14 protein-coding genes are annotated in these 22271 nt (G+C 38.0%); 3 read left to right on the top strand and 11 right to left on the bottom strand.

From position 1 onward, the window contains the following. Position 1: 1 nt before the first annotated feature. From bcsB to bcsR, 4 genes are read right to left on the bottom strand one after another with little or no spacing between them, the layout of a single operon-like run. On the bottom strand, positions 2-2323 hold the full coding sequence (gene bcsB, locus NBG71_RS09215; RefSeq protein WP_250916791.1) for a cellulose biosynthesis cyclic di-GMP-binding regulatory protein BcsB: 2322 nt from the start codon (positions 2321-2323) through the stop codon (positions 2-4). 59 nt (positions 2324-2382) lie between these two features. Beyond that, positions 2383-4926, bottom strand: coding sequence for a UDP-forming cellulose synthase catalytic subunit (gene bcsA / locus NBG71_RS09210; RefSeq protein WP_075670938.1), 2544 nt, complete (start codon positions 4924-4926; stop codon positions 2383-2385). A gap of 41 nt (positions 4927-4967) precedes the next feature. Further along, positions 4968-5705: a cellulose synthase operon protein YhjQ/BcsQ gene (locus NBG71_RS09205; RefSeq protein ID WP_075670741.1), complete on the bottom strand. Its 738-nt coding sequence runs from the start codon at positions 5703-5705 to the stop codon at positions 4968-4970. 8 nt (positions 5706-5713) lie between these two features. Next, entirely contained in the window at positions 5714-5905 is a 192-nt protein-coding gene (gene bcsR / locus NBG71_RS09200) for a cellulose biosynthesis protein BcsR (protein ID WP_075670743.1), read from the bottom strand. Positions 5906-6759: 854 nt separating this feature from the next. Here bcsR and bcsG point away from each other — a divergent pair. Continuing rightward, positions 6760-8493, top strand: coding sequence for a cellulose biosynthesis protein BcsG (gene bcsG / locus NBG71_RS09195; protein WP_250916790.1), 1734 nt, complete (start codon positions 6760-6762; stop codon positions 8491-8493). Positions 8494-8669: 176 nt separating this feature from the next. On the opposite strand, the gene metK is transcribed toward bcsG, so the two are convergent. Next, positions 8670-9824, bottom strand: a complete 1155-nt coding sequence (gene metK, locus NBG71_RS09190; protein ID WP_075670747.1) for a methionine adenosyltransferase — start codon at positions 9822-9824, stop codon at positions 8670-8672. 689 nt (positions 9825-10513) lie between these two features. On the opposite strand from metK, the gene speA reads away from it, so the two are divergent. Together speA and speB are read left to right on the top strand one after the other, a co-directional pair. Continuing rightward, a complete protein-coding gene (gene speA / locus NBG71_RS09185; protein WP_075670749.1) occupies positions 10514-12421 on the top strand; it encodes a biosynthetic arginine decarboxylase in 1908 nt (635 codons plus the stop codon). A gap of 103 nt (positions 12422-12524) precedes the next feature. Further along, complete coding sequence (gene speB / locus NBG71_RS09180) at positions 12525-13445, top strand: agmatinase (protein WP_036912424.1); 921 nt, start codon at positions 12525-12527, stop codon at positions 13443-13445. A gap of 102 nt (positions 13446-13547) precedes the next feature. Here the strand turns inward: speB and mutH are convergent, their stop codons facing one another. From mutH to leuA, 6 genes are all read right to left on the bottom strand, one after another. Beyond that, entirely contained in the window at positions 13548-14225 is a 678-nt protein-coding gene (gene mutH / locus NBG71_RS09175; protein ID WP_099659302.1) for a DNA mismatch repair endonuclease MutH, read from the bottom strand. A 623-nt stretch (positions 14226-14848) separates the two neighbouring features. Then, on the bottom strand, positions 14849-16522 hold the full coding sequence (gene sgrR / locus NBG71_RS09170) for an HTH-type transcriptional regulator SgrR (RefSeq protein ID WP_075670753.1): 1674 nt from the start codon (positions 16520-16522) through the stop codon (positions 14849-14851). A 289-nt stretch (positions 16523-16811) separates the two neighbouring features. Further along, the gene (gene leuD / locus NBG71_RS09165; protein ID WP_099659304.1) at positions 16812-17417 is read right to left on the bottom strand and encodes a 3-isopropylmalate dehydratase small subunit; all 606 of its coding nucleotides are present in this window, start codon (positions 17415-17417) and stop codon (positions 16812-16814) included. An 8-nt stretch (positions 17418-17425) separates the two neighbouring features. Then, positions 17426-18835 carry a 3-isopropylmalate dehydratase large subunit gene (gene leuC / locus NBG71_RS09160; protein ID WP_075670757.1) on the bottom strand — a complete coding sequence of 470 codons (1410 nt, stop codon included), beginning with the start codon at positions 18833-18835 and terminating at the stop codon, positions 17426-17428. A 1-nt stretch (position 18836) separates the two neighbouring features. Continuing rightward, on the bottom strand, positions 18837-19928 hold the full coding sequence (leuB, locus tag NBG71_RS09155) for a 3-isopropylmalate dehydrogenase (protein WP_156733838.1): 1092 nt from the start codon (positions 19926-19928) through the stop codon (positions 18837-18839). Between the two features lie 2 nt (positions 19929-19930). Beyond that, complete coding sequence (gene leuA / locus NBG71_RS09150) at positions 19931-21490, bottom strand: 2-isopropylmalate synthase (protein ID WP_075670761.1); 1560 nt, start codon at positions 21488-21490, stop codon at positions 19931-19933. Positions 21491-22271: the final 781 nt, after the last annotated feature.

Genomic DNA, 22271 nt, shown 5'->3' with positions numbered 1-22271 from the left:
CTTAATCCTTAGCCGCTAAACGACGTTGGCTTCTTATTTTCATTGCTCGCCAAATAAGAAGAGAGACAAGAATAATGCCGATAATTGCCGCTAAACCAAGCCATATAGGGTGAGATGCAAACACATACCAAACTTCTTCCCACCAAGGTAAATAACCGACGAAATAAGTGTCACCTACACGCAAGCTATTTACACCAGATTCTCTGACTAATACCACGGAACCATGCATAGCATCACGTTTACCGCTATCACTGAGTGCCTCATTTAACAGTTTGTAACCTTGTGTACTATCAGCTAATAATGCGACAACGCTACGTTGTGAAAAGAATGGAGATTGGAAACCAATAATTGCACCCATTGAGCCTTTAGATATCAGGGAGACCCGGCTATCAGGACGTTTATCAGTGGGTTGATAACTTGTGTGGCTAAAGATACTGATCTCACGAGAAGGCAGAGTGATTTCACTACGAGCTTTATCAATCAGTACATTCATCTGTTTATCATTATTTAATGCCGGTGGAATTGTGCCGATAAGTAGCAGATCCGCATCCCTTTTTTGCACTTCCTCTAATGAATCGGTTAATGAAACGTTTAGTGCAGGATAACCTGTTTGAGCACCGATATTCCCGGTTGAAATTAATAGGGTAGACAACTGAGTTGGCGACGGTTGCTGATTAACAAAAATCAGAGTTTCGGACAGGTCTGCATAACGGCTAAATGGGAAGCCAGCATGACTGTAAACCCGCAAGTCAGGCAGTGCAATGTAATGTCGATAGTCACCAGTAAAATTAAAACTAGATAAACTATCAATCGCGACTGCATTTGGAACAGGTTGATAAGTAATACATTGATCTACTGAACCACCCGGAATAGGGTTGGTGTAATCAAAGGCAAAAGTAATTTGGTTACGTTCACCCAGTTTTACTGCAGGAATATTCAATAAATTCTTATGCTCAATCCAGCCTTGAATAAGCGGTAAATAAGCGATAACAAGATTATCTTTTTTATCTTTTTCTAGAGGATAAGCTTTTATGAAATGATCGTTTACAGAGATAGACATACGAGAGTCATCTTGAAATGCAGGTGCGGTATAGCGATAACGCAATTGCATTTGTAATCCCGTATTATTAAACATAAAGAGATCAGGCGGTAACGTCATATTCAACGTAATAGGATTCGGTTTTAATCCGCGAGATTGCAACTGGCCTTCGTAGTCTTGTAACGTATTAAAATAGATAGGTTTATTCAATTGTACCCATTTGGGCGCATCATAAGGTTCACGAGGGATCAATTTTTCTACTTTATTAATTGTAACGAGATTTCCTCTGAAAATAACTTGTCCACGGGCTATTCCGCTTACGGCAGTGATCAAATCATTATCATCACGTCCCATAATAAGAAGTAATTTAATATAAGGATTGGTTGGGTGTGTCAGCATTTCGATAGTTGGTGCTTTTACATCGGGATGCTGTTTTAAAAATGCGGGTTTTTGTTTATTCGTTGCAAAAACAATACTGTGTTGGTTTGGTAAAGTGTCATAATAAACAGGGTAATTTTGCTTACGCCAATCAACTTGAGTACCAAACCAAGAAGAGAGTATAGCAGCCGCCTTTTGTTGAACTAAATTAGGCGACTGACTGAATACCATCGGCAGTGTTAATTCACCAAAATCACGGCTGTCAAAAAATGGCTCTGGAAAGTGTGCTAATTCATTACCTAAACGGAGTGATTGAAAGGTCAAATTTAATTGACTGCTTTTACTCACATCGAGCCAGAGTGTGGTATTTGCTTGGTTTTCACAAATTTCACGATAATGGCCAATAAAAGAGAGTTTTATATGGTTAAAATCTTGAATAAATAAAGGATCAATCGGTATCGTAATTTGGTTTTTCTTACCTAAATCTTCCTGCTTTAAGGTAATAACTCCCATCAATTCATCATTCAAATAGACATTGAGATGAGATTCCACAGGAAGGAGTGATGGAGACGGTGTAAATTCTAAATCGAGAGTCGCTTTTGAAACATATTCATCACTACGTACACCAAATTCTAAATAGCCGTCAGGGCTAACGCCTGTTAAATGAATAGCGCCATAACTAGGTGCTGTCTCCGCAAATTTTAATATCTTCTGACGAGCAGAAGGTGTGACATCAGCAGAAGGCAGTTGTGTATTTCCAAGCCCTACTTGAGAAATAACTTCAGGAGTCGCTTCTGTTATTGTAACGGGGGGCGCTGAAATATTAGTTTGCGCTTCTTGCGTTTCATCTCCATGAACTGAAGAAGTGAGCATAAATAAGGCAAATATGAGAAAACGTTTTTTCATTATTGTTACCCATGATCTTATTGTTTATGAATAAATTCCCAGAAAACTGAGTTTTTCTTTCAAGACTGATGAAATATTTGTGAAACATTAACGCGTTGAGGGAGTAACGATGAAAGCCATAGCAAAAACAAACCGAGTAAGCGAAATGTGGCGTAAATAAAGTAAGGAGCACGCTTTAACAAGGTGTTATAACCTTGCATGCTGATAAAAATAATATTTTTGAGACTGCTTAAAGGCCTGTCGGCTGGAAGTTCGTTTTGCCAATCAGCCCAAGTATCGGCTCGCTCAAAAGTACAAGCGGTAAATTGGATAGCTTTTTGTGTCGTCATTTCAAGAAGTTGTAACCCAATAATTTGCCCATCAACACGTGAAATATTGGCTTTAAAGGCATATTCACGCTGATTTTCACTGAGTAACAGAGTAAGACTTTCATTTGGAGAGAGTGAAAGAGTGACATGATCAGGTAATAGAATGGCACAGCTATTATCAGAAAAATCATAGAGATAACAGCGATAGAGAGAGCCATTATTTAACAACAACATGGCAGGAACTTTAACGCGAACGCGAGGAAAACGGCGTTGTTGCTTTGTTTCAACAGAAACTGCAATTGCAACACCCAGTAAGATAAGGTTATAGCAAACCCACAATAAACACATAACAACAGCCCAAGCTTCATCAGGATCTCCTGTTGCAATGCGCCAAAAGGCAAACAAAATACCTAGTAAATTCAAGTTGAGAAAGAGTAAATAAGGGCGATTAATTCGCCAATCGACAAAGCCTTCTTCCATCACGCCACCTTTGCCTGTAACGTTGAAAGTTCCTTTATGAGGAGAGAAAAGGGTACTTAACACAGGGCGAGTGGTGTACCACGCCAAAATCGTTTCATAAACTTCACCCCAAAATGAGTGGCGATAAGCACCTTGTAACTTCGCACTTGCGAGTGAAATATGGATCAAATACGGCACAACATAGAGGGCGATGGCAACCGCAGGTGCATAAATGATATAGGCATGGAAAAAAAGAAACGTCAGTGGTGCAAGTAAGAAAACCATCCGTGGAATGCCAGAAAAAAAGTGCAACATCGCATTTAAGTAACAAAGACGTTGTGGCAGGCTCAAACCTTTACCAAAGAGTGGGTTATCAAGGCGGAATATTTGCACCATTCCTCTTGCCCACCGAATACGTTGGCCTATATGCGCGGATAATGATTCAGTCGCTAAACCTGCGGCTTGTGGGATACGAATATAAGCTGATCTCCAGCCATGACGGTGTAAGCGTAATGAGGTATGTGCATCTTCTGTAACCGTTTCAACGGCAATACCACCAATTTCATCCAATGCAGTACGACGTAAAACGGCACATGAACCACAGAAAAACGCTGCATTCCAAGTGTCATTACCATCTTGAACTAATCCGTAAAAGAGTGTGCCTTCATTCGGCGTTTCACGGAAATTACCTAAGTTACGTTCAAAAGGATCGGGTGAGAAAAAATGGTGAGGTGTTTGTACCAATGCCATTTTTTCATCTTTTAAAAACCATCCCATCGTAAATTGTAGAAATGAGCGTGTTGGAATATGGTCACAGTCAAAGATAGCGACAAATTCGCCTGTAGCGAGTGTTAAAGCATGATTGATATTACCTGCTTTAGCAAAATCGTGTTTTTCTCGTGCGATATAACGAATACCCAATTCTTGAGCAAATGCTTTAAATTCAGGACGATCACCATCATCAAGCAGATAAATAGTGAGCTTATCTTTAGGCCAATCTAAATTTAAACTGGCATAGATTGTCGGTTTAACAACTTGTAAATCTTCGTTATAGGTAGGAATGAAAATATCAACACTTTGCCATTGTGTAATGTCTTCAGGCATAGAAACGGGTTTTCGATGCAATGGCCAAATACATTGCATAAAACTGAGGAATAACACACACCAGGCATAAGTTTCAGCCAATAAAAGCAGTAAACCGCAAAATAAGCTGAAATTATCAATCCAATAAAGGGTTGATTGATAACGCCACCAAATATATCGGCATGCAATTGTCAATGCCAACATAACCATTGCGATTGAAGAGAAACGCCCCGGAATATCGCGGATAGCTAAGGCAACTAACCAAAGAACAATTACAAAAACAAACTGGAACGTAAGATCAAATGGCTGAGTGATACTGAGTAAAATAAAGAAAATGGCAAAAATAGCGATGACGGAATAGAGAGCATACTGCCAAAATGGTGTGGTTTTTTTCTTATGTTCAATGATGTCAATTGCGATAGGGGTGACATGAACAAAGAGTTTTTTGTATATTTTTCGAATATAGGAAATTAGTTGAGTGGGTTTTTTAATCAGCAAATGCGCGACATAATGACAGGCTAGCCAAATACTTTGCAACAAATAGCGTAGAGGATCGAAAACTTTGGGGCAACGCGGATCAATATGGGGATATAGCTCTCGTTGTTTTCTGGCAATTCTCCGCCAAAAAGGGGATTCCATCCGTAAAAAAAACCACATAATGCCCATAAATAGCTCGCTAATAATAGCCGCGCTACGAGATGCACCGTTATGGCGATAAAACTTGTAATAACGAATAAGAATGTGTTGTGTCATATTCTTTTCGACTTTTTTCGTAGCATCGTAAGATGATGGCATTATGGCTGTCCTTTTTTCCTCTCAAATAACGAAAAACACCATTGAGCGAGTTGCGATATTTCTTCTACTAACATGCAATTAGCTCGATAATCATATAAAGGTAAACGTGAGGCACAGGCCTCTAGTGAGGCTTCATCTCGATGAAGAACGACAGGGCATAATGGAAATGGCGTCGTTTGCCAAAATTGATAAAAATCTTGATGAATTTGGCTGGTGGCACGAAATTGGTTAATCAGAACGTATTCATTTTCAATAAATTCGTGCTGGTTAAGGCGAATATGGCAGTTGCTTTCTGCCATTGCTACAGTGAAAAAAATATCCGCTTTTTCTATCCAAGGTGTGAAAAGAGCGTCTTCTGCATGCTGTAAATCCATTAAAATAATGGTATCAGGGTGTAGCTGAATAAATGTCGTTAAAAAATGGCTGAGATGTTGTTTTGCTGAAAATGACAATTGTAAGAGCAAATTATCCTTCATATTAACCAAACCAAAAGGTAACACTTGGTAATGTGGTCGATAGTAAAAAATATTCTCCTCTATTGGTGTTTCTGCTAATAATGCCTGACTTAATGTGGTGTTTTTTTGTTGTGTAGGAAAATAAAAAGACAAAATATTTTCAGTGCAATTATCAATAATAAGCACTTCTTTATTTTGTTGATTAAATTGTCGAGCAAGCGCAATTGCTGTGGACGTTGTACCCGTTCCACCTCTGAGTCCTTTTAATACAATAAGTGGCATAGTTAGCCTCATTTAGTCATGTAATGAAATGCATTAAGTAATGGCCAGCGATAAATAAGCACACTATTTCCTTCTTCTTTATTAATATCCTGATAGTGATAGTTATTTAATGAAAATAAATTTTTTAGTTTATCAATGTCTTTATTTAGATTATTTTTTTCTATTTTTATATTTGAGTTAATAAAACTTTCATTTTTCATTTTAATAATCTCTAAAAAAAGAAAATAATTTTATATCAAAATTAAAATCTCGATAAAATATTAGTTAATTAATTGTGAATTCTATTTATTTAAGTCTTCTATTTTAGAGTATGCTTTAAATTTCATTATTTCAATTACGTAAAAACACATAAAATAGATATTTTTTATCTTGTTTTTATGAATGATGGTTATCGATTTTCTTTTTTTATTTATATTTCTTTGTTTTTTTAATTACGTTAATTAAATAACAACTGGAAGGGTTTAGCTACAAAATAAAGTAATAAAAAGAAATGTAAATTGGCTGTTTATAACAATATATTAAATTATTCAAATCCGATGATCGTTATTGTATATTGACCTATATCATTTTTAATATAAAAATCATTATTTTTTAGTCTTTTAGTGATTACTTGTGTTTTTATATTGAGCTTATTGTTTATTTATTGCTATTTATGTTTATTGATTGTTACGTGTTGTTGGCGGTGTGTACTTTGTTTTGTGTTTGTTTCGAAATATAAAAATAAGATAACTCTGTGTTTCATTATTTAATGTAAATAAATCATCATTTTTAAAAATAGACGCTATTATATAAATGGAACGTTGATTGTTTTATTTTTAAATACAGCTTAAATAAGTTGGTTTTTGTCATTATCTTTATTTTATATAAGTGGTCAGTATTTCCTGATGAGATTTTTTGTTTTTTTATTTAAGGGTTTTTACTTGGTTTTAAATGAATATTCTCTTATATGTTTATTTAGTAGTTAATTAAATATCAGAAGTAATAAAAAGACAGATATGAGTAATCATATAACTGTCGAGTTGGATTTATTTATACTAAAGAGTAGGAAATCAAAATGAACAAATCTAATACAACCCAGTTCGATTTTTTACATTACTGGCATGGGTTGGGGGCATGGAATTTCTATTTTTTACTAAAGTTTGTTTTACTTTGGTATGGTTATTTAAATTTTGATGCTTTTAGCAATTTACTTTTTCTTGCCTTTTTATTATTCCCATTACCAAAAAATATTTGGCATAAAATGCGTAATTGGGCCGCTATCCCAATAGGGATAATATTATTTTACCACGATACTTGGTTACCCAGCTTTTCAACGGTTCTTGCACAAGGTGGACAGCTTAAACAGTTTTCCTTTGATTATCTTGTTGAGTTAACTGTTAACTTTATTAATATCAAAATGATAGGTGTCGCCTTTATTTTGTTAGTGGGCTACCTTTTTATTGAACAGTGGATGAGGGTATCCGTTTTTATTATTGCGGGGGTATTGTGGCTAAATCTTGGTGGGTTTACTCATTTTTCTCAAGGTGTAGTGCCTGCTGTTTCCGCTAATTCTTTTATGCAAGAAAGTAACATTAGTACAGAAAAAAACACGGTAGTAGCCAAAGCGCCTGAAGTATTACCAGCATCAGTTGAACCGCAAGTTTCTCCTGAAGTTGTACCGACTAAAGAAGCTATTAATACCGTTTATCCACCACAAAAACTGAAGGTCAATAATAAGGTATTGGATGATTGGTTAACACAGTTTTATGCTTATGAGAAAAAACGTACAACACCATTTCCTGCGCAGTTAGCAGCCAATGCTCAGCCTTTTGATATCTTAATTATTAATATTTGTTCACTTTCTACTGCTGATGCGGCAGCTGTTGGGCTACAAGAACACCCTATTTGGGGTAACTTTGATGTGTTATTTAGTCAATTTAATACCGTATCTTCTTATAGCGGTCCTGCATCATTAAGATTATTACGCGCGAGTTGTGGCCAGACTCACCACTCTGATTTATACGATCCCGCAGATGCACAATGTTTGCTGATGAATAATCTGGCTTCGTTGGGATTTGCCAAGAAATTGGTTCTCGATCATAACGGGAAATTTGGTAATTACCTTAAAGAAGTTCAGCAACTCGGTGATCTTAATATCGCTTTACAAGATCAAGAAAATCTTTCTCATCAAATTACCGCATTTGATGGCACCAAAATTTACAACGATAAGGAAACATTACAACGTTGGTTGAAAGCGCGTGAACAGTCTAATGAGAGTCGCTCTGTAACCTTTGTGAACTTGGTGTCATTACATGATGGTAACCGTTATGTAGGCGAAAATAGCACTGCTGATTACGGCAAACGCGCTTCTACATTACTTGATAACTTAGATGGTTTTATGAATGAGCTTGATAAGAAAGGAAGAAAAGTGATGGTGGTGATCGTGCCTGAGCATGGTGCAGCGTTACAAGGTGATAAGACACAAATGTCAGGGTTAAGAGATATTCCAAGCCAAAGTATTACTACCGTTCCTGTTGGTATCCGTTTCACCGGAATAAAAGATAGAGCACAATTTTATCCTCCTATGATTATCGATGAACCTAGCAGCTATTTGGCTATTTCTGAACTTATTTCTCGTAATGTGAATGGTGATGTTTTTAACCAATCTGTTATTGATTGGAATAAATTAGCCAGTGAGCTTCCTCAAACTGCCAATGTCGCGGAAAACCAAGCTACGGTTGTGGTTGATTATCAAGGGCAGTCTTATATCAAGTTAAATGGAGGTGAGTGGATTAATTATCCTAACTAATTTTTTATAGGAAACAGTTTCATCATAAATTTATGTTCTCGTTTTCTCCTATTGAGACCCCCGTATGATTGCGGGTTTTTTTTATGAGGTTTATAAATAGAAGCCCATAAAAAAACCACATCTATTCCTGATGTGGTCTTATCAAAATCAATTACGTGATGTTATTGGCAAGAGACTTATTTTAAGCCTGCTGCTTCACGTAAGATTTCAGCTTTATCTGTTGCTTCCCAAGGGAATTCAGGGCGACCAAAGTGACCGTAAGCAGCCGTTTTTTGGTAGATTGGGTGCAGTAAATCTAACATTTGAATTAATCCGTAAGGACGTAAGTCAAAGAATTCACGCACTAACAAGATAAGCTGTGCTGTTGGGACTTTTTCAGTACCAAATGTTTCTACCATAATTGATGTTGGCTCTGCCACACCGATTGCGTAAGAAACTTGAATTTCACAACGATCGGCTAAACCTGCTGCCACGATATTTTTAGCAACGTAACGAGCAGCATAAGCTGCTGAACGGTCAACTTTCGATGGATCTTTACCAGAGAAAGCACCGCCACCATGACGAGCCATACCGCCATAAGTATCAACAATGATTTTACGACCGGTTAAACCACAGTCACCCATTGGTCCACCGATAACAAAACGGCCTGTTGGGTTGATGAAATATTTAGTTTGTTCATTTAACCATTCTGCTGGCAGTATAGGTTTAATGATCTCTTCCATCACTGCTTCATGCAGATCTTTTTGTGAAATTTCTTCAGAATGCTGAGTTGATAATACAACAGCATCAATACCAACAACTTTATTGTTGTCGTATTGAAAGGTAATTTGGCTTTTCGCATCAGGACGTAACCAAGGTAAAGTGCCACTTTTACGCACTTGTGCTTGGCGTTGAACTAAACGATGAGCATAAGTAATTGGAGCTGGCATTAATACGTCAGTTTCGTTGGTCGCATAACCAAACATTAAACCTTGGTCGCCAGCGCCTTGTTCTAATGGATTTGCACGGTCAACGCCTTGGTTGATATCAGGTGATTGTTTACCAATCGCACTGATAACTGCGCAGGAATTAGCATCAAAGCCCATGTCGGAACTGGTATAGCCGATTTCACGAACAGTGTTACGTGTAATTTCTTCGATATCGACCCAAGCTTTGGTGGTAATTTCTCCGCCTACCATAACCATGCCTGTCTTAACGTAAGTTTCGCAGGCAACGCGTGCTTTTGGATCTTGTTCTAAAATTGCATCCAGAACAGCATCAGAAATCTGATCTGCAATTTTATCTGGATGACCTTCTGAGACTGATTCAGAAGTAAAAAGGTGTGTAGTCATTATATCTCGTTACCTTAATACAAACGGTTTAAGGATGGATGTTTTAACATCTAGACGTCTATTTTATGACTCTTCTCTCTTTAATTCCAGCTTTTTTTAATCAAATATAGGGATAAAGCAGAATCAAACAGTTAATCTTATTCTTTATTGCCCACTATTTTTGTATCAAGAAAATAGAGATGAGAGAAAAAAAAGTTTTTTGTACTTTTTGCTTTGCATTTTTAACTAACTAAAGGTATAACCTCGCGGTTACTGTGAAATCTGAACACAGTGTAAACCGCAGGATTTCTGATCCTGTTTCTCTGTTAGGGAAATGGCTTATAGGTTTAAGCCATGTGTGGAGTGAATGGGTAATGATCCATTGTCTACAGGTTAGTCTTTTCAAAAACCAAAACAGTACTCGTCAATACTATACACGTAGTATATCTAGAGTGATTTCCTCTTTGAGCTCTTTCTCTTTAGAGCGAAGTTGTCTGTTACTTGCCAATAGGTGATTGTGTTAACTCGTTATAGGTTAACTCGAGAACTTTCTACTATTATGTCCTGCGTATAGCTGGATAATCATATAAAAATATATAGTGAGCCATTACTTCCAACTGTTATTTATCAGTCGTTTCAGATTTTTGTCGGATAATTGACTACTATGGTGACAGGCAAGGTATAAACTCATACTCCCTAAGGAGAATGTCATGAATGATAACATCGCTCGTAAGATGCAGCAGACCTATAATATTGCATATTGGGGTGGCGGTTACTATTTAGCGAATAATCGGGGAAATATTAGCGTTTGTCCTAATCCTGATGTTCCTGATGCAACTTTTGATTTAACCGAATTGGTTAAACGAGTTCAAGAAGAGCAATCGAACCTGCGTTTACCAGCGCTTTTTTGCTTCCCTCAAATACTACAACATCGTTTACGTTCGATTAATGCCGCGTTTCATCGTGCGCGTGAATCTTATGGTTATAAAGGTGACTATTTTTTAGTTTATCCAATTAAAGTTAACCAACAACGTCGTGTTATTGAGTCATTAGTAAATGCAGGAGAGCCTTTAGGTCTAGAGGCTGGCTCTAAAGCAGAATTAATGGCAGTACTTGCTCATGCTAATATGACAAGTTCTGTGATTGTTTGTAATGGTTATAAAGACCGTGAGTATATTCGTCTAGCACTCACTGGTGAAAAACTTGGGCATAAAGTTTTCTTAGTCATTGAGAAAATGTCTGAGATTAAAATGGTTCTTGAAGAAGCTGAACGTTTAGAAGTTATTCCACGCTTAGGCGTTCGCGCTCGTCTTGCTTCTCAGGGATCAGGCAAATGGCAGGCAAGTGGTGGTGAAAAATCAAAATTTGGTTTAGCCGCGACACAAGTTCTGCAATTAATTGATATGTTACGCCAAGCTGACCGCTTAGATAGCCTGCAATTACTGCATTTCCATTTGGGATCACAAATGGCGAATATCCGTGATATCGCAACTGGTGTTCGTGAATCTGCACGCTTCTATGTTGAACTGCATAAACTGGGCGTGAATATTCAGTATTTCGATGTGGGTGGTGGTTTAGGTGTGGACTATGAAGGTACACGCTCACAATCTGATTGCTCTGTTAACTATGGCCTTAATGAATATGCGAATAACGTTATTTGGGCGATAGGTGACGCGTGTGATGAAAATGATTTACCACATCCAACCGTTATTACTGAATCAGGTCGTGCATTAACCGCACACCATACTGTATTAATTTCTAATGTGATTGGTGTTGAACGTAATGAATTTACGGCAATTACACCACCTGAAGATGATGCTGCAAGACCGATTGCAAGTCTTTGGGAAACATGGGAAGAGATGCAAACAAAGGGGCATAGCCGTTCATTACGTGAATGGTTACACGATAGCCAATTAGACTTACATGATGTGCATACTCAATATGTTCACGGTATGTTAAGCCTGACAGAGCGTGCATGGGCAGAAGAGCTGTATTTGAATATCTGTCGTCGTATTCAGTACGATTTAGATCCAAGCAATCGTGCCCATCGTCCTATTATTGATGAGTTACAAGAACGTATGTCAGATAAGTTCTATGTTAACTTCTCATTGTTCCAATCTTTACCTGATGCATGGGGTATTGACCAGTTATTCCCAGTATTACCGATTGAAGGGTTAGATAAACCACTCGATCGTCGCGCTGTGTTACTCGATATCACTTGTGACTCAGATGGTATTATTGACCATTATGTTGATGGTGATGGTGTTGAAACAACAATGCCAATGCCAGCTTATGATCCTGAATATCCACCAATGATCGGCTTCTTTATGGTAGGGGCTTATCAGGAAATTTTAGGCAATATGCATAACTTATTTGGTGATACGGCAGCTGTTGACGTTTACCTTGATGAGAAAGGCAATTTAACTTACGTGCAAAGTGAAGAGGGCGACACAGTTGCTGATATGCTTCAGTACGTTAAGTTAAATCCTACCGTGCTGTTAGATCGTTTCCGCACCCAAGTAAAAAATGCACAGTTAGATGAAGCGTTACAAGAGCAATTCCTGACTGAATTTGAAAGTGGTTTATACGGTTATACGTATCTGGAAGAAGAAGAGTAATTCTTCACTTTCCAATGCAGGAGTGATGTTATTAAACATCACTCTTTATCTATCATATTGATTTGTATGTTGCTTATTTTAAATAAGTAACAGAGGTAATAGCATGAAAAATAGTACGTTAGGTAATGAGACTGATAATTCATTGATCTCTAATGCATTTGGTTTTTTACGTTTTCCACTGAATTTTCAGCCTTATAGCAGTGATGCAGATTGGGTTATTACGGGTGTGCCTTTTGATATGGCAACATCGGGTCGTGCAGGAACTCGTCATGGACCAGGTGCTATTCGTCAAATTTCAACGAATTTAGCGTGGGAAGGTAATCGCTGGCCGTGGGATTTTGATATGCGTGAACGTTTAAGCGTTGTCGATTGTGGTGACTTAGTGTTTAACTTCGGTGATGCACAAGATATGAGCGATAAATTACAAGCTCATACAGAGAAGTTATTAGCCGCAGGTAAAAAGTGCTTAACGTTTGGTGGTGACCATTTTGTCACATTACCTTTATTACGTGCCCATGCAAAACACTTCGGTAAGATGGCATTAGTTCATTTTGATGCGCATACTGATACTTATGGTAATGGCAGTAAATTTGACCACGGTACAATGTTCTTTCATGCACCAAATGAAGGATTAATCGATCCTAACCACTCTGTTCAAATAGGTATTCGTACTGATCATGACAGTGATAATGGTTTCACTGTATTGGATGCCGCACAAGTTAACGATCGTGGTGTAACTGATCTTGTTGATCAGATCAAAGGTATTGTTGGTGATCTGCCTGTTTATCTGACTTTTGATATCGACTGTCTTGATCCTGCGTTTGCACCAGGAACAGGAACACCTGTTGTAGGCGGTTTAACAACAGATAAAGCACTGAAGATCTTACGTGCATTACAACCGTTAAATATTGTCGGCATGGATTTAGTTGAAGTTTCTCCAGCTTATGATCAATCGGATATTACAGCACTTGCAGGAGCAACTATTGCTCTTGATATGTTATATCTGCAAGCAGCAAAAAAATAATTTCTGTTAACCCCAGATAATAAAGATAAAGCGATATCTATTAGGTATCGCTTTTTTTACATCTTATCTATGTGCAAATTAAGTATTTTTGAGAGCTAAGAATTAAAGCTGAAAATAACGAGCAAGCAGAGGAGCGGTAAAATTCTTTTTTAAATAGAAGCCTCTGGGTAAGGTCATAATACGTTGTCCATCTTCACCAATAGCTTCTGTTAATGCTTTACTGTTTGCGGCTTTGGGACGGATTTGTAAGACTTGTCCGTGACGTGCGGTAATGCTTTCTACTTTACCTAACACAATCATATCCATTAGCTCCTCCCAATCATGACGTAATAGTTCTTCTTCAGTACTATTTGGGCTCCAAAGTAACGGAGAGGCGACGCGACGTTGTGCTAATGGTATTTCCCTTTCTCCTTCAACAGGTACCCATAACACTTTTGAGAGCTTACGTTTTACATGGCTATTTTCCCATGTAATACCACTGTTTCCGGTCAACGCTGCGACACAGACAAAAGTGGTTTCTAAAGGCATACCCAATCTATCAATTGGAATTGTTTTTAGCTCAATGCCCAATTCACTGAAATCTTGTTCAGGTTTGCTGCCTGCACTTGCGCCTAAATAATATTCCAACAACATACCTACCCAACCTTTATCTCTTTTAAGATCGTTTGGGATAGGGAGTTGTGCAAAAGTGGCAAGTTCACCAAAAGTATAACCCGCAAGCGCTTTTGCTCGTTCGAATAAAACCTGCTCATTTTCGGGGGCGACTGGTGGTGTAAACATAGTTATTATCTTCTTGTATAAATAATAGACAGAAAAAACGGATTATTGATAACGTATTTAGCTTTATTTTATTTAAATCATAATAGCATGATATATCATCATTTTTTTGAGTTAATTCGCTAATTGAAATTTATAATTCCAAGTTGTGCACGGTTATCCTGAAATCATAAACAGGCTTTTACACTAGGTTATCCACAGCTTTATGGGATAACTCACAGAAAGTGAGATCACTGTTCTGATTTACAGCCTTGACTTTTACAGATATTTGCCAAAATTATCCTATTTTGTCTAACTAATCGGCATAACCTGTGGATAAAACACCCTACGATTATTTTTTGTACGATTTAAGCGAGGGGGGCTTTTAATTGTTTTATCCAATCGCTGAAATAGGCATTAAAATTTGGCTACTAATTTGAATTATAAGTGATATTTTAAAAATTGTATCAACAGCCTTCCTAACAATACAAAAACTATACCCTGATTATCTCACTCTTTTTCACATAGATATCCACAGAAAAAGTGAATAAATCCCCTAAGTGTTTATGTGGGTGTTTATAACTTTCAAGATTTCTGTGAATTAACACAAATAATGGTTAATTTGAACACTGAAAAGAGATGATAACCTATTTTAGTGTATCGATATCAGGCGTAAACCATGCTGATTTAAAATCAAACCAGCCAAAGGTATTCATTTTGACACCTCGTATGGTTCTCTGCCCTTGTAGCTCTAGTAAATGGTGAAATAGAGGATAAAGCCAAATATCTTGTGTTAATTGGCGACACCACTCTTCCAGTGGCAAGGATTTTTGGTGCCATAGTGTGAGCTCTTGTGAAAACGATGCTCCCAGACATTGGTGAAAGAGGGGTAATTCATAAAGTGCGGCAAAAATTGAGAACTCTAAAGGCTTATAAAAATTCACTGTCGCTAACCAAATATCACTGTCAGCTTCACCGTAATACCATTGCTCATAATCAAGCACTTGAATGGTAAGTTCGATATCATACTGAGATAAAATACTTTTTATTAAATCTGCAATAGTGCTGTATTCATGATGCTCTTTATAAAGAGTGACGGTCAGTTTTGTTAATGAAGCCGGTTTAGGATGTTGGCGGATTAATTTACTGTGATGCCAATGAAGTAATAATCCATAAGCAGGAGACCAATGGCGTTGATAGAAAGGATCACAATGTGTCAGCATATTAACAGGGGTTAATACACTGCTTAACCATTCCCTTATTTCAGTCTGTTGACACTGCTTTGAGCGACTATCATAGAGAAGGAAATAACATCCTTCCTCTTTACGGCTTTCTAGCGAATCTTTATTGGTATCATCATCTGTTAAATGAATAGTTGAACAGACCATTTTGTTATTCAGTTCTGGAACTACCCAAATATCAATTTCATCTAATAATGCCCGTAAGCCAAAATAGCGATTAAAGGCTTTGATTTGCAGCTTATGTTTATCATTAGCGATAACTTGATAGGCACCTGTACCAACAGGACGTTGTGCAAAAGAAGGGAGTGATGCCCATTCTTGCGGTAAAATAACGGCTTGTGGACTCCCTAATAACGTTGCAAATTGCTTATCAGCTTCGCTTAAGAAAATATCTAGCACATAAGGTTGAGGCGAGGAAATTTGTTCTATATGCGCATAAAGAGGATTGCAGTGTTTCATTCTCATTAAAGAAGCACTGATATCTTCAAGGGTGAGCTCACGACCATGATGGAAATAGATAGAAGGACGTAAATAAAATCGCCAATGTTGCTCTGTGATCATTTGCCAATGATGAGCTAACTCGGCTTCGACTTCCCCATTTTCCTCTTTTAGATGCACTAATGAATTAAATATCTGACTCATTAAATGCAATTCAGAACGTCTTAATGGTGTTCCCGGTAATAAATTCCTAAAAGGACGATAGTAAATAATGCGCAGTAATTGTTGACCAGGATGAAAGCTTTTTTCAATCTGTGAAAGCACCATTTGGCGCACTGAATCTTTATCACCCATTAATGCGACAAGCTTTTCAATATCATTCTCTGCTATCAGTCTTTCAGCGCGATTTTGTTGGATCTCAAGTGCATTAGAATGAAAAATAAGTGTGGATTTTTTACCTCGACCGACTTCTGCTTGCCAATTTATCCAACCTATTTCTTGCATCTTATTTAATAAAGAGCGGACATGACGACGCGTGCAATGCAGAGTTTGTGCTAATTCTTGTAACGTTGTTTCGGTTGCTTTCCCCTGAAAGGCTTGCCATAAGCGAATAAATTGTAACTCTAAGCGGGGTGATGTCATAAAAGAGGAAATCCCTTGATAAAGTGATCAATTTTAATTTCCTTATATTAGACCGATAATGATTGTGTTTAAAGTTAGCTCTCATGTTAGTTATCACAAATTACGAATACTGACAGACTCCCCCATTTGAGCATTCGGTGATTACCGGCCAGTGATAATTTATCACTGGCTTTTTTATTGGCTATTTATAGGAAGGGGTTTTGGGGCAAAAAAAAGCCGTAAACGAATTTACGGCAAGAATGACAAAGTAAACATCACAGAAAGTAGAAGAAGGTGAAAATTGCTCTAATTAGCGCATAAAGGCAGGTTGTTTTGCCTCGTAAGCACTAATATCATCTTGGTGTTGCAGTGTTAATCCAATGCTGTCTAACCCTTCAATCATGCAGTGGCGGCGAAATGAATCGATTTCAAAAGAGAAATGTAATTCACCCGCTCTGACCTCTTGTGCCACTAAATCTACGGTAATGGGTGTGCCTGCATGTTCTTTTACCCAATCAAATAATTGTGAGACTTCATCATCACTTAATTTGATTGGTAATAATTGATTGTTAAATGAATTCCCGTAAAAAATATCAGCAAAACTAGGGGCGATAACAGCGTGAAAACCATAATCAGTTAATGCCCAAGGCGCGTGTTCACGAGATGATCCACAACCAAAGTTTTCTCGTGCCAATAAAATAGAAGCACCTTGGTAAATTGGCTGATTCAAAATAAACGCAGGATTAGGCTTAGTGCCTTCATCATCCAAAAAACGCCAATCATGAAATAGGTGCTTACCAAAGCCAGTACGTGTTACTTTCTGCAAAAATTGCTTAGGAATAATGGCGTCGGTATCTACATTTGCTGCATCTAAAGGAACCGCAATACCCGTGTGTTGAGTAAATTTATTCATTATGTTCTCCCTTAAGATGCCACAGAAAATGTACGAATATCTGCAAAATGACCATTAATCGCTGCCGCTGCCGCCATTGCAGGACTGACTAAGTGTGTTCGGCCTCCACGACCTTGGCGACCTTCAAAATTACGATTGCTGGTGGATGCGCAACGTTCGCCCGGATTTAATCGGTCGTTATTCATCGCTAAACACATTGAACAGCCCGGTAAACGCCATTCAAAACCTGCTTCAATAAAGATTTTATCTAAGCCTTCTGCTTCAGCTTGCGCTTTAACAGGGCCTGAACCCGGAACTACAATCGCCTGAACATGAGGCGCAACTTTATGGCCTTTTGCGATTTCAGCAGCTGCTCGTAAATCTTCAATACGTGAGTTTGTACAAGAGCCAATAAAGACTTTATCGATAGTGACATCTGTTAAGTTGACGCCTTCATTTAATCCCATATAGGCCAAGGCTTTTTCAGCAGAAGCGCGTTCAACGGGATCATTAAAGCTATTTAATAACGGGACTATTTGGTCAATAGCAATAACTTGCCCTGGATTGGTACCCCATGTGACTTGTGGCGCAATATCAGCCGCATTAATAGTGACTGTGGCATCGAAAGTTGCATCATTGTCAGACTTTAAGGTTCTCCAATAAGCGACGGCTTCATCCCAAGATTGATCTTTAGGTGCAAATTGACGCCCTTTTAAGTAGTCAAAAGTGGTGTCATCTGGCGCTACTAAGCCTGCTTTAGCCCCCATTTCAATCGCCATATTGCATAAAGTCATTCGACCTTCCATGCTTAATGCTTCAATTGCTTCACCTGCAAACTCAACGATATAGCCCGTACCACCGGCACTACCTAATTTGCCGATAATGGCTAATACGATATCCTTCGCCGTGATCCCAATAGCGGTTTTACCCTGAACTTCAATTTTTAATGTTTTAGCGCGAGACTGTTTTAAAGTTTGAGTTGCTAAAACGTGTTCAACTTCTGAAGTTCCAATACCAAAAGCTAATGAACCAAAGGCACCATGAGTTGCAGTATGTGAGTCACCACAAACAATGGTCATTCCCGGTAAGGTTAAGCCTTGCTCTGGCCCCATTACGTGAACAATCCCTTGATAAGGATGGTTTAAGTCATACAGCGTAACGCCAAATTCTTGGCAGTTTTTCATCAACTCTTGCATTTGAATTCTCGCCATATCACCACAAGCATTAATATCTTTAGTTTGAGTTGATACGTTGTGATCCATTGTTGCAAAGGTTTTATTCGGTTGACGGACAGGGCGACCTTTTGTTCTTAACCCATCAAAGGCTTGAGGTGATGTCACTTCATGCACTAAATGTCTATCGATATACAAAATGGGTGTTTCATCACTCACTTCTCTGACAACATGTGCATCATAAATTTTTTGATATAATGTTTTACCCATGTTATGCCCCTTCACGAATATACTGAGCGATACGATCACCCATTTCGGCGGTTGTGATTGCGCTGCCATTGCCGGCTAAATCTGCGGTGCGATAGCCTTCTGCTAATACTTGAGTGATAGCATCTTCAATGGCTTGAGCTGCATTATCTTCATTAAAGCTATAGCGTAATAACAGTGCGGCAGACAGAATTTGTGCAATTGGGTTTGCAATGTTTTTACCTGCTATATCAGGCGCAGAGCCTCCTGCGGGTTCATATAAACCAAAGCGCTCTTCGTTAACACTGGCAGATGGTAACATCCCCATAGAGCCTGTGATCATTGCGCATTCATCCGATAAAATATCGCCAAAAATATTGGAGCACAGCAACACATCGAATTGAGAAGGATCTTTAATTAACTGCATTGTTGCGTTATCAATATACATATGCTGAATTTCAACATCTGGATATTCTTTTGCGATCCCAGTGACAACTTCACGCCATAAAATAGAGCTTTGTAATACGTTAGCTTTATCAATAGAGGTTACTTTATGACGGCGTTTACGTGCCGATTCAAATGCAAAGCGTGCAATACGTTCAATCTCATAACGATGATAAACTTCAGTATCAAAAGCACGCTCTTGTGCTCCTTCACCTTCACGACCTTTAGGCTGACCGAAGTAGATACCGCCTGTTAATTCACGTACACATAAAATATCAAAACCACGTTGGGCGATATCAGAACGTAATGGGCAGTAGGCTTCTAAGCCTTCATATAAGCGTGCTGGGCGTAAATTGCAGAACAATTTAAAATGCTTGCGTAATGGCAATAAAGCCCCACGTTCTGGCTGTTCATTTGCAGGTAAATGTTCCCATTTAGGGCCACCTACTGAACCAAATAAAATTGCATCAGCTTGTTCACAACCAGCTAAGGTATCTGCTGGCAACGGAGTGCCATGATTATCAATGGCAATGCCACCGATATCGTATTCTTTTGTTGTGATATTAAGTGAGAAACGCTCACTGATCGCCTTCATCACTTTTTGTGCTTGAGCCATGACTTCAGGGCCAATACCATCTCCGGGTAATACTGCAATATGATAATTTTTTGACATAATTAAACCGCTTCTTGTGTTGTATGTTGTTTGCGTTTTTCTATTTCGACTTGCTCTGAGCGCCAAATGCTATTGATAACGTGGATCATGGCATTCGCGGATGAACCTACGATGTCAGTTTCTAAACCCATTCCATGAAATTTACGTCCTTGATATTCAACGACGATGTCAACTTGTCCTAAAGCGTCCCTACCTTCACCTTTAGCGGTTAATTGGTAAGTGACTAATTTTAATGGATAACCTGTTGCACGAGAGATAGCTTGATAAACTGCATCAACGGGACCATTACCGGTAGCTGCTTCAGTAATTTCTTTGTCACCATGGGTAATACTGACACTTGCTGTAGCAACGGTTGATGAACCCGATTGAGTATTAAAATAGTTCATTACAAACTCATCAGGCTCTTGTTGCTGTTGTCCCATAAATGCTAAAGCTTCTAAATCGTAATCAAAGACTTGGCCTTTTTTATCGGCTAAACGTAAGAAGGCAGAATATAAAGTATCCAAGTTATAATCTGTTTCGCGATAACCCATCTCTTCCATTCGGTGTTTAACTGCAGCACGGCCTGAGCGAGAAGTTAAATTCAATTGCACTTCTTTTAATCCGATAGATTCTGGTGTCATGATTTCGTAGGTTTCGCGATTTTTCAAAACGCCATCTTGGTGAATACCCGATGAATGCGCGAATGCATTGGAGCCAACAACAGATTTATTAGCATGAATTGGCGTATTACATAATTGGCTAACTAATTGACTGGTACGATAAATTTCTTTGTGATTAATCCGTGTTTGAACATTCATCATTTGTTCACGGACTTTTATCGCCATAATGACTTCTTCTAATGCACAGTTGCCCGCGCGCTCGCCTAAGCCATTAATTGTCCCTTCTACTTGTCTTGCACCTGCTTGTACTGCGGTAATTGAGTTAGCAACTGCCATGCCTAAATCATCATGACAATGAACAGAAATAATAGCTTTATCAATATTGGGAACACGCTCAAACAAGTTGGTGATAATGCCACCAAATTGATAAGGAGTTGTATAACCTACGGTATCTGGAATATTAATGGTGGTTGCGCCAGCATTAATTGCACTTTCAACAATTCGACATAAATTATCGATATGAGTACGACCTGCATCTTCGCAAGAGAATTCCACGTCATCGGTGTAGCGACGTGCGCGCTTTATCGAATTCACGCCCATCTCAATAATATCTTCGAATGATTTTTTTAATTTGTGTTCAGCATGCAATGCCGAGGTTGCCAAGAATACGTGGATACGAAAAGCTTCAGCGACTTTTAAAGACTCTGCTGCAACATCAATATCGTTATCAACACAGCGTGCTAATGCACAAATACGGCTATTTTTGATTTCGCGTGCAATGGTTTGGACGGATTCAAAATCACCAGGAGAAGAAACAGGAAAGCCCGCTTCAATGATATCCACACCTAAACGCTCTAAAGCGTAAGCAATTTGTAACTTCTCTTTTACGCTTAAGCTCGCCTGCAATGCTTGTTCGCCATCTCTTAATGTGGTATCAAAAATAATCACGTTGTTGCTCATAATCTGTTCCTTTCTCTTTTTATTTGCTGTTTGCGCTCTCCCAGGTATAAAAAAACCCGCGACTAGCGCGGGTTTTCTCTCTAAGGGCAGGTGTGTTTCACTTTTTACCCATAAGCCGACCGCGCATAAAAGTTGCGAGTAGTAGTAGGCTTGATAGTAAAATTGCGTTTAACATGAAACATCCTTAGATAAGTTCTCAATAATCTGTATTTATTGATACCTAATACCAATAAAGATGTCAAGCGTTGGAATTTATTAATTCATTTATCACTGTTATTTATAAAATTTATATAGTGATTCTGACTAATATCTAAATTTTTACTAATGATTATAACTATTAAGTATTTATTGATTGGGTTAATGTTCCATACGTTGTTTGAAAAAGAGTGAAATGAAAAATTAAACGATTGTTTGCTTTTTTTTTAACCAGCTAGTTGAGAGAGAGAAAAGAGCCAGTTAGAGAAGGGAAGATTGAGGAATGTGAGCAACGTTTTGAATGTAAGAATAAAAATCATTGTATTATTAATGATGATGGCTATCAGATACCTATTTTAGGAATGAAAGTACATTATTTTATTATGATTTTTATCATACTTTGTTTTATTATTTGCAAGGCAGAAGGTAAAACAGGTTGTAATATATATTGATATAATCATTTTCTATACATGTAATTTTAATGTCAAATTTCATCACTTATATGAAATACGTTTTTTTATTGATATGAAACTTATGTGTTTAGTTATATTCATGGATGATGAATAATAAATTTTAATAAATAGTT

Origin of the sequence: Proteus sp. FZP2095, from assembly GCF_023701425.1 — a bacterium.
GTDB classification, from domain to species: Bacteria; Pseudomonadota; Gammaproteobacteria; order Enterobacterales; family Enterobacteriaceae; genus Proteus; species Proteus cibarius.
Note: the sequence above shows the minus strand (reverse complement) of the source record. Positions and strands in the feature narration are given on the sequence as shown.